Raw genomic sequence first — 8370 nt, forward strand, 5'->3', positions numbered from 1 at the left:
CCATGATGGCGATCGCCGACAGCACCAGCTCGTTCTGCACCCCGGTGCGCAGGCGCAGCGGCATCAGCTTGCGGTCGACGCTCGACCGCAGGGGAGAGTGCACGAACCATTCCGCGACACCAGCGGCAAGCTCGGCGCCGTAGTCGCGCGTGATGATCTCCAGCATCATGTCGAGGCTGCCGACGCCGCCGGCCGAGGTAAAACGCTTGCGGTCGATGACGAAGAGATCGCGCCTGAGCTCGATGTCGGGAAACGCCTCGGTGAAAGCGGCCCGGCTGGTCCAGTGCAAGGTGCAGGCATGGCCGTCGAGCAGGCCGGCGCGGGCGAGGAAGAACGCCGCATCCGCCACCGCGCCGATATGCGCGCCACCGCGCAGGCTTTTGCGGATCCAGCTCATCGCCTCGTCGGCCACGACATGGTCGGCATCGCCGCCCGAGCAGACGACGATGCGATCGACCTTCGGTGCGTTGGCGGCCGAGAAGCCGGGCTGGATGACGACGCCGTTGGAGGCTTCGACCGTGCCCTGATCCGCGCCGACGATCACCCATCGGTAGCAGTCGCGCTTCGCAAGAATGTTGGCGCCGCGCAGCGGCTCGATGACAGAAGAAAACGCCATCATCGGAAAGCCGGGAAAGACCAGCACCGCAAAGGTGAGCGGGGTCTCGCCTGCCTCCGGCTGCGCGCGGTCGCGTTTTCGGTTGGCGAGAATGGCGCTCACGACTTGTGTATTTCCCGCGCGCAGCATTGGTGGCAGATAAGGCCAAACTGTAGCGGGCGCTTCAGCGCCTTAGCAACGGAGAAACGACCAGGATGTTTGCGGCAACGGCCCTCGACACGAGCAACAAGCCGGCCTTCTACGATGAGCTGGCCAGGCAATTGAAAGCGCTGCTGGAAGGCGAGCGAGACTCGATCGCCAACGCCGCCAACACCTCGGCGCTCATCTACCAGATGGTGCCCGACCTCAACTGGGCGGGTTTCTATTTCCTTCAATCCGACGAAGAGCTGGTGCTCGGCCCCTTCCAGGGCAAGCCGGCCTGCGTGCGCATAGCGGTCGGCAAGGGCGTCTGCGGCACGGCGGTCGATCTCGATATGTCGATGCTGATCAAGGACGTGCACGATTTTCCCGGCCACATCGCCTGCGATGCCGACTCGCGCTCGGAACTGGTCGTGCTCTTGCGCGACGACGAAGGCATCTTCGGCGTGCTCGATCTCGACAGCCCGCTGCCAGGCCGCTTCGACAAGGAAGACCAGGCCGGCATCGAGAAGCTTGCCGCGATCTATGTGGCCGCCAGTTCCTTTGAGGACTGAACTCTTAGCGGACTGCGGTACGGCTCCGCCGCTGGCTCAACGACCCTGTCTTGCGTTGCCATACGCGCGTCGTTATCTCTGGCGGAATATGACGCTCGCCAAGCGCGCCGAAGGGAGAAGATATGTCGCACAATCTGCAGTTCTATATCGAAGGCGTGTGGGTCGATCCGGTGGTGCCGAACAATTTCGACGTCATCGATCCGTCGAACGAAGACGCCTTCGCGCAGATCTCGCTGGGCACCAAGGCCGATGTCGACAAGGCGGTCGCTGCCGCCAGGCGCGCCTTCGCTACTTTCGGCTTCAGTGAAGTCGAGGAGCGCCTCGACATCCTCAACCGCGTCATCGAGGTCTACAAGAAGCGCAGCAAGGACCTTGCGCTCGCCGTCTCGCGCGAGATGGGCGCGCCGCGCCAGATGGCGCTGGACAGCCAGGTCGGCGTCGGCCAGGCGCATCTGGAGAAGATGGCCGAGGTGCTGAAGACCTTCCAGTTTCGCCATGTCAAAGGCTCCTCGCTGATCGTCAAGGAGCCGATCGGCGTCGTCGGCCTGATCACGCCCTGGAACTGGCCGCTCAACCAGATCACCTGCAAGGTCGGCCCGGCGCTCGCCGCCGGCTGCACCATGGTGCTGAAGCCGTCGGAGATCGCGCCGCTCGACGCCATCATCTTCGCAGAGATCATGGACGAGGCCGGTGTGCCGAAGGGCGTCTTCAACCTGGTCAACGGCGATGGCCCAACTGTCGGGCAGGCTTTGGCCAGCCATCCGGATGTCGACATGATGTCCTTCACCGGCTCGACGCGGGCCGGCATCCTCGTCGCCAAGGCGGCCGCCGACACGGTGAAGCGTGTGCATCAGGAGCTCGGCGGTAAATCCGCCAACATCCTGTTCCCCGACGTCGATCTGCAAAGGGCGGTGACCAAGGGCGTGGCCGGCTGCTTTGGCAATAGCGGCCAGTCCTGCAACGCGCCGACCCGCATGTTCGTGCCGCGCGACCGGCATGACGAGGCCGCCGGCTATGCCAGGACGGCGGCGGAGAAACTCACCGTCGGGCCGGCCGACGCGCCGGGAACGAAGCTCGGCCCGGTGGTAAGCCAGCTGCAGTTCGACAAGATTCAAGACCTGATCCAGAGCGGCATCGACGAAGGCGCGACCCTGATCGCTGGCGGCCCCGGCCGTCCGGCCGAGCTCAACCGCGGCTACTATGTCCGCCCGACCGTCTTCGCCAACGTGACGCACGACATGCGCATCGCGCGCGAAGAAATCTTCGGGCCGGTGCTGTCGATCATGCCTTACGACACGGTCGAGCAGGCGATCGAGCTGGCCAACGACACCGTCTTCGGCCTCGCCTCCTACATCCAGGCCAAGGACATCGAGAAGGCGCGCCAGGCCGCGGCCCGCATGCGCTCCGGCAACGTCTATATCAACTATCCGACGTGGGACGCCGGCCTGCCCTTCGGCGGCTACAAGCAGTCCGGCAACGGCCGCGAATATGCCGAATACGGTCTCGAGGATTTTCTGGAGATCAAGGGCATCGCGGGATACGCGGCGGCGGAGTAGGCGGAGCAGAGGCCGGCGCAGGCAGATAGGGAAAGGGCGCGATCTCGGCTTCGCCATTTGCCATGAGCCGCTTGCCGCGACAGCCGATCAGCTCTTCCTCGCCGCCTTCTTACCCGCGCCTTGCCTCGATGATGCCCACCATGGCGCGGGTGAATTCGACCACGCTGTTTGCCGTGATGGCGGCATTGTCGGGGCTCTGGCCGATTTGCTCGGCTGCTCCGCAGCACGAGCGGCGGATGAGGTCGTAATGAGCAAGTCTTTCATCGTCCGGCAACGCCGCCAGGTTCAAGGCTCGACGGTGAAGCATGCGCAACAGCTGCGCCAGCGCTGTTTCGACGCTCATGCGTTTGGCTCCGCATCGGTCGAACGTCTCGGCACATAAAGCGCCGGATCGTCGATCAGGGGGCGGTTCTCGTCCCCGATCCGGCAAGGCTGCGCCTTAGTCGTTAATACATCGTTGATCGCTAATATGATCGGCGAAGCCTTTGGGGCGGATTCCCGGATGCTATCGGATGCGGCGGAGGCAGATCATCCCCGCGCGGTACGGCTAACATCCTCGACATTTCAAAATCTAACGATCGGCAAAATGCACCAGTAAGGATGCTTGGTAAGGGTTGATTCAACCCTTGCTGGTATGTAAAAGGTGGCGTTTGAATTCTCACACGAAGTTCTAGCTGCAAATCTGGATTCGAACCAGGACCGGCGGAGTTAATAGTCCGCTGGTCTACCCGTTCCTATCACCAGCAACGCTGCCAGCTCCCAGATAAGATCCACCATGTCTTTGGCCTTCTTTTCGGGGGGCGTTGGGATCGAGTAGGGATGGTGATGGGGTCGACAGACCGGCCCGGCCGTCATCCTGAATGATGATTGCCTCGATGCACTTCGTCGCCCAATGCTCAAGCCCTTTGCCATGGTTAACGAGTCATGGGCCGGCGGGACCTTCATAAAGACTTTGCTAATATTAGAAAGAAGACAAGCCGTTCAGCGGAACAAGCCTCGCTGAACGCAGTTCGGTGCGACGTGGCGTCGGCTATTGCCGTCGCGTTGGGAGACAGCAGCGCAAGCGAACCCGACAGGAAGCCAAGCCTTCGCAAGGCCTCTCGCGAGCTGCCAAGAAATGAGTGGAACATCACCCCTAGGTGCGCAATGACTACCTCCAAACACATTTCAACGTTCGACCTCGATCAGTTGCGAGAAGCCTTCAAGCAATTGACTCGCGAGCAAGGCATCACAGCCGAAGAACGGGACGTATACGCCCAGCTTTTCCTGAAGCAGACCTGCGCCCCAGTTTTTCCGCTCGGGCCTGAACGGCGGCCGATTCAGGCTTGGAGTTAGCTTGGCGGCTGGTGTGCCGCATCGACGGTTGCGGGTCCACGGCAGCTTCCCGCAAAGTCCGGCGACACACTTGCGCCAAGCCAGGCTTGTCCGTCGAGATCATGGCCCGAACGCCGCTGCAGCTCTGCGATGGATCACCAGATGGTGGGCCGGGGGGCCCCAACTGATCTGGACGCCCTATGAAGCGGCGCTAAATCAAGCCGATGCGGGTTGCGTTCAGTATATTTACTTTTCTTTTTTGCACCGCCTCTCTTCAGGCCCAGGAGTGGCAGCCGTTTGGGGTCCGGCAACTGGGCTTCACATTCGATGTTCCGCCTGGTTTCGTCCTCACCCAGCATTCGGATCAGGGTGCTGCATTCCAAGGCGAACAAGACGCGTTTCTTGCCGTGTGGGGCGCCAGACTTGGAAGAGCCAGCTTTCGGGCCGAGATCGAGCATCGCATGCTGGAAGACGAAAAGGCCGGCTGGAAGTTGACGTACCGGCGCCTGACCTCGACCTGGGCCAGCTATTCAGGGATCAACAACGGCGAGATCCGATATGTTCGCGCCATCAGGGTCTGTGATGACCGCGCCGCGCTTTTCACGATCAACTACAGCAGATCGGAGAAAACGCCTTATGATCGGATCATTGTGCGAATGGTAAGATCCTTAAGGGCCGAAGGCTGCTAGCCTTAGGCCCAGGGTGGGTTTCGATCTGCATTGCCGGCATGCCCTGATGCTATTTTTTACGAGCGACACGCATTTCAATGATGCCCGCATCCTACGGATTGACCGGCGGCCTTTCGCATCGCTTGCCGAACATGACGAAGCGCTGATCTCTTTCTGGAACGAGACCGTCACGCCTGACGACGAGGTCTGGCATCTTGGCGACTTCGCGCGCCACGGCAAAGCAGGCGGGGAGGCACTTCTGTCGCGCCTCAATGGGCGCAAGAACCTGATCATCGGCAACAATGACCCGGACGAAACGACCGCCGCCGACGGATGGGCCAGTATTCAGCATTACGCGGAACTCAGGTTCAATGGGGTGCTTCTCATCCTGTGCCACTATCCGTTCCGCACCTGGAATCAGATGGGCAAGAAGTCGATCAATTTGCACGGTCACTCGCATGGGAAGCTTAAGCCGCTTCCACGCCAGTACGACGTTGGCGTAGATGCTTGGAACTTTCGGCCGGTCCCGCTTCCAGCATTGATCCAAAAAGGCGGTGCCCGGGCGCAAGCTTCGCTAGCTTAAAGTAGGTCAGCCGGCCAGCGAGAGCATCAGGGGCGGCCGTTCTTTTGGACCGCGCTAACCGAACACCCGAGTCCTTCATCATCGACGGCGAGATGATCACGCGGGATCCCGACGGACGGCCGAACTTCCATGCCATCCATTCGCGCATGACCTGGAACGCCCAGGCTCGCCTTCGTCGCTTTCGACCTTCTCTCCTCAACGGCGAGCACATTCGTGCTCTGCCGCTGATCGAGCGCAAGGCGAGGCACTGGAAACTGATCAAACCGTAAGACGGGGCGCTCACACGGCGCGATCCGGCGCGAAGACCGAGATCGCCTTGGGGTGAACCTTGAAATGGGCCGGTGTCGACGTGACGATCTCGCCATCGGTGTTGACCGGCATCGCCTTCCGCGTCTCGATGTCGAACTCGACGCACCTGGCCGTGCGCACCTCACGCCATGCGCCATGCGTTCCAGAACGGAAAGAGCGGAGCATCAAAGCCAGCTTCCAGAGGTTCGTCATTTCCAAGCTATAGAGATCGAGATGTCCGTCATCGATTTCGGCCGTTTCTTCCACCACGTTGCCGCCGCCGTAGTGCCGACCGTTTCCAACCGCGATCTGGTAGGTTTCCACCTCGATCGCCGCGCCTTTCTCGGTAATCTTCGCGTGAAACCGCGCGGCCCGGGTCAACACTTTCATCGCCGCCAGCGCATAGCCCAGCCTGCCGAAGCGCTTCTTCAGTGCGGGGTCAAGACCCTGCGCCAGTTCGGTGCTGAGTCCGATACTTGCGACGTTGAAAAAGGCATGACCGTTGACCGTCCCGACATCGATCAGCCGAGTCCGGCCGCGCGCGATCACATCGGCGGCCTGCAGGAGATCCATCGGAATGTTGAGCGTGCGAGCAAGGTCATTCGCCGTCCCCATAGGAATGATGCCCATCGGCAGGCCGCTTTCCATGATCGCCGTCGCCGCCGAGGACACCGAACCATCACCACCGCACACGACCACAAGATCGGCCATATGGCGTAAGCGAACGATGTCTCGCGCGATTTCAGGCAACGCCTCGAACATCTCAACAGTGACGGAAAGCCGACCTCGCCCCAGCCGCTCCACAATTGGCGCGAGCATCTCCTGGCCGCGCCGAGCCTTGGGATTGAGGAGCAGCAACGCGCGCCTTTTGGCTGCTTCGCTCATTCAAAGATCGGTCCGACTGATCATGGCTCAACGCAAATAGGGTGGCTGCTTCCGGATTTCGACCGCAAACCGACGCGAAACGTCACACCTGCCCCGCCTATGGCGCGCGGTTTCTAAGCGACGGAGAGCGTAGCGCGCCTGCGGCGTCGGATAATTCGCGGGCAAAAGGTCCACATTGGCTATGGCGAAGCGCTTTCTTGAGAAGGCGGGCTGAAGCGATCCGCTTTTTGCAGTAGGACTCCCGAGGAGCGAGAGAGCCGCCTTGGCTAGTGAAGTTTGTCCTTGGAAGGTTTGGCGGCCGACTCGCTCAAGATTTCTTTAAGCGCTTGCTCCAGCTCCAGCCCGAGCCCGATAATGGGCTCGGGAATCGCAATCACGTCATTCCGGCCCGCCACCACTTGCGTCTCGGCCGAAAGCTCCGAGACTGCTTTACCGGCCGATTTCGATAGCAGTCGCGACAGGTGCTGCCGCTGCAATGCGTGAACCTCTTCCAACAGGCTCAGGAGCCTCAATGCATCCTCGATCGGCAGCCTGCTGGTTCTGAGGCAGGCAATCCGCTCGTGCTGACGTGCGATGTGCCGCTCGCCCTGTCGGACGTGGCGCCGCGCCATGCTGATGTGGTCGTGGAGAAGCATTGCCCACAACGCGAAATCCCCCGCGTCGTTCCGTTGTGGTTTTGAGGCGCAAATCACAAAGGTTAATGCAGCGAGTTTCTTGCCCGCTTACATGCAGCAAGGCCGCAGTCTGCTCAAGCTTGTCGGTGCCGGTCGGATGATGAGAAGGGAATCTGATGAAGGCAATGAAGAGGGAAAATCGTCGCCGCTTGCTGATCCAACTCCGCCAGCAGGAGATGCGCTATCTAGAGCTGATCGACCAGACGCGAGTGATGATTGCCAAGAGCTCCAGACTGGTCGAGCAATCCAGAAAACTCCTGTTGGTTCAGCGCAGCGGCGCATGCAAGACCAAGCCGGCAATTGTCAGTCTGCCGCCATCCCGACGGTATCGCGTTCGCTGTAGCGCAGACCGCTCGGGCTGACCCCGCGCTCGGGCGCGCTTATTATCCATCTAGGGAGGCGTACCGTCTTGCCGGCGAAGGGGTACGTCACCTTTTCGTCCCTCGAATGAAAGGCGACGAGATACGCTGGCCCGCCGAGCCGGAAATGACGGCAAAACCAAGCTCTGGTTCCCGCGTGGCTCCTCTGTCCACCCCTCGGGCGGGACTCTTTGCAACTCAGTGATTTTCGCTTAGCCGCATTGTCTGGCGCCAAGCGGCCTTCGAACTTGGCCATGTTCAGCAGTGTTAATCTAAGCTTGTCGTTCGCCAGCTTGCGGCTAAGCTTGCAGTATTGGGGAAGACAGGGAAACAGATTTGCCTCGTCGATCGGTACGAGCCCATCTGCTTGGACTAATCGCAGCGGCCGTGTTGCCGGTCTGGCTGTTTGCTGCCTATCTGTTCGTTGCCTACGCCCTGCATGAGCAGTCTCGTATCGAGCAGGAGGCGCTTTGGATTGCTCGTCAGGTGTCGCTGGTCGTTGATGGCGAACTCGTCAATCTCAAGACCCTTCTGGAAGGGCTCTCCAAGTCGCCTGCTCTCGCCAATGATGATCTGCAGGCTTTTAGCAACGAGGCGAGCCGCCTCGTCCAGGGTACGGATCAGGTAATCACGCTGCGTGATCTCGGTGGCCGCGCCTTGGCAAGCACTCAATCCGCCAAGGGCTCCGAGCCTTCGGCCGAACCGCTGACGCCCGAGGAGCGCGAGCACCTGGAT

10 protein-coding genes and 1 pseudogene are annotated in these 8370 nt (G+C 61.1%); 7 read left to right on the top strand and 4 right to left on the bottom strand.

What is annotated here, in order from left to right; genetic code table 11:
- On the bottom strand, positions 1 to 619 hold a 619-nt coding region (locus EOA60_RS10210; protein ID WP_245502539.1), incomplete at its 3' end, for a DJ-1/PfpI family protein.
- Between the two features lie 191 nt (positions 620 to 810).
- Here EOA60_RS10210 and EOA60_RS10215 point away from each other — a divergent pair.
- Both EOA60_RS10215 and EOA60_RS10220 read left to right on the top strand, forming a co-directional pair.
- Positions 811 to 1308: a GAF domain-containing protein gene (locus tag EOA60_RS10215; protein ID WP_067000588.1), complete on the top strand. Its 498-nt coding sequence runs from the start codon at positions 811 to 813 to the stop codon at positions 1306 to 1308.
- A 122-nt stretch (positions 1309 to 1430) separates the two neighbouring features.
- Positions 1431 to 2864: an aldehyde dehydrogenase family protein gene (locus tag EOA60_RS10220; RefSeq protein WP_095801246.1), complete on the top strand. Its 1434-nt coding sequence runs from the start codon at positions 1431 to 1433 to the stop codon at positions 2862 to 2864.
- 109 nt (positions 2865 to 2973) lie between these two features.
- Here EOA60_RS10220 and EOA60_RS10225 read toward each other — a convergent pair whose 3' ends face one another.
- A complete protein-coding gene (locus EOA60_RS10225) occupies positions 2974 to 3207 on the bottom strand; it encodes a hypothetical protein (protein WP_067329916.1) in 234 nt (77 codons plus the stop codon).
- A gap of 1195 nt (positions 3208 to 4402) precedes the next feature.
- On the opposite strand from EOA60_RS10225, the gene EOA60_RS10230 reads away from it, so the two are divergent.
- Genes EOA60_RS10230 through EOA60_RS10240 form a run of 3 tightly spaced genes read left to right on the top strand, consistent with a single transcriptional unit; the run spans position 4403 to position 5698 of the window.
- On the top strand, positions 4403 to 4867 hold the full coding sequence (locus EOA60_RS10230) for a hypothetical protein (protein ID WP_067329922.1): 465 nt from the start codon (positions 4403 to 4405) through the stop codon (positions 4865 to 4867).
- Positions 4868 to 4913: 46 nt separating this feature from the next.
- Positions 4914 to 5429: a metallophosphoesterase gene (locus tag EOA60_RS10235; RefSeq protein ID WP_067329925.1), complete on the top strand. Its 516-nt coding sequence runs from the start codon at positions 4914 to 4916 to the stop codon at positions 5427 to 5429.
- A gap of 44 nt (positions 5430 to 5473) precedes the next feature.
- A complete protein-coding gene (locus tag EOA60_RS10240; protein ID WP_067329928.1) occupies positions 5474 to 5698 on the top strand; it encodes a hypothetical protein in 225 nt (74 codons plus the stop codon).
- A gap of 10 nt (positions 5699 to 5708) precedes the next feature.
- On the opposite strand, the gene EOA60_RS10245 is transcribed toward EOA60_RS10240, so the two are convergent.
- Positions 5709 to 6602, bottom strand: coding sequence for a lipid kinase (locus tag EOA60_RS10245; RefSeq protein ID WP_067329930.1), 894 nt, complete (start codon positions 6600 to 6602; stop codon positions 5709 to 5711).
- A 266-nt stretch (positions 6603 to 6868) separates the two neighbouring features.
- A complete protein-coding gene (locus EOA60_RS10250; RefSeq protein ID WP_067329933.1) occupies positions 6869 to 7237 on the bottom strand; it encodes a hypothetical protein in 369 nt (122 codons plus the stop codon).
- A 155-nt stretch (positions 7238 to 7392) separates the two neighbouring features.
- On the opposite strand from EOA60_RS10250, the gene EOA60_RS10255 reads away from it, so the two are divergent.
- The gene (locus tag EOA60_RS10255; RefSeq protein WP_095824759.1) at positions 7393 to 7638 is read left to right on the top strand and encodes a hypothetical protein; all 246 of its coding nucleotides are present in this window, start codon (positions 7393 to 7395) and stop codon (positions 7636 to 7638) included.
- Positions 7639 to 8022: 384 nt separating this feature from the next.
- A pseudogene (locus EOA60_RS10260) lies at positions 8023 to 8370 on the top strand (histidine kinase); the annotation flags it as partial.

This window comes from Mesorhizobium sp. M1A.F.Ca.IN.020.06.1.1, assembly GCF_004023265.1.
Classification (GTDB): domain Bacteria; phylum Pseudomonadota; class Alphaproteobacteria; order Rhizobiales; family Rhizobiaceae; genus Mesorhizobium.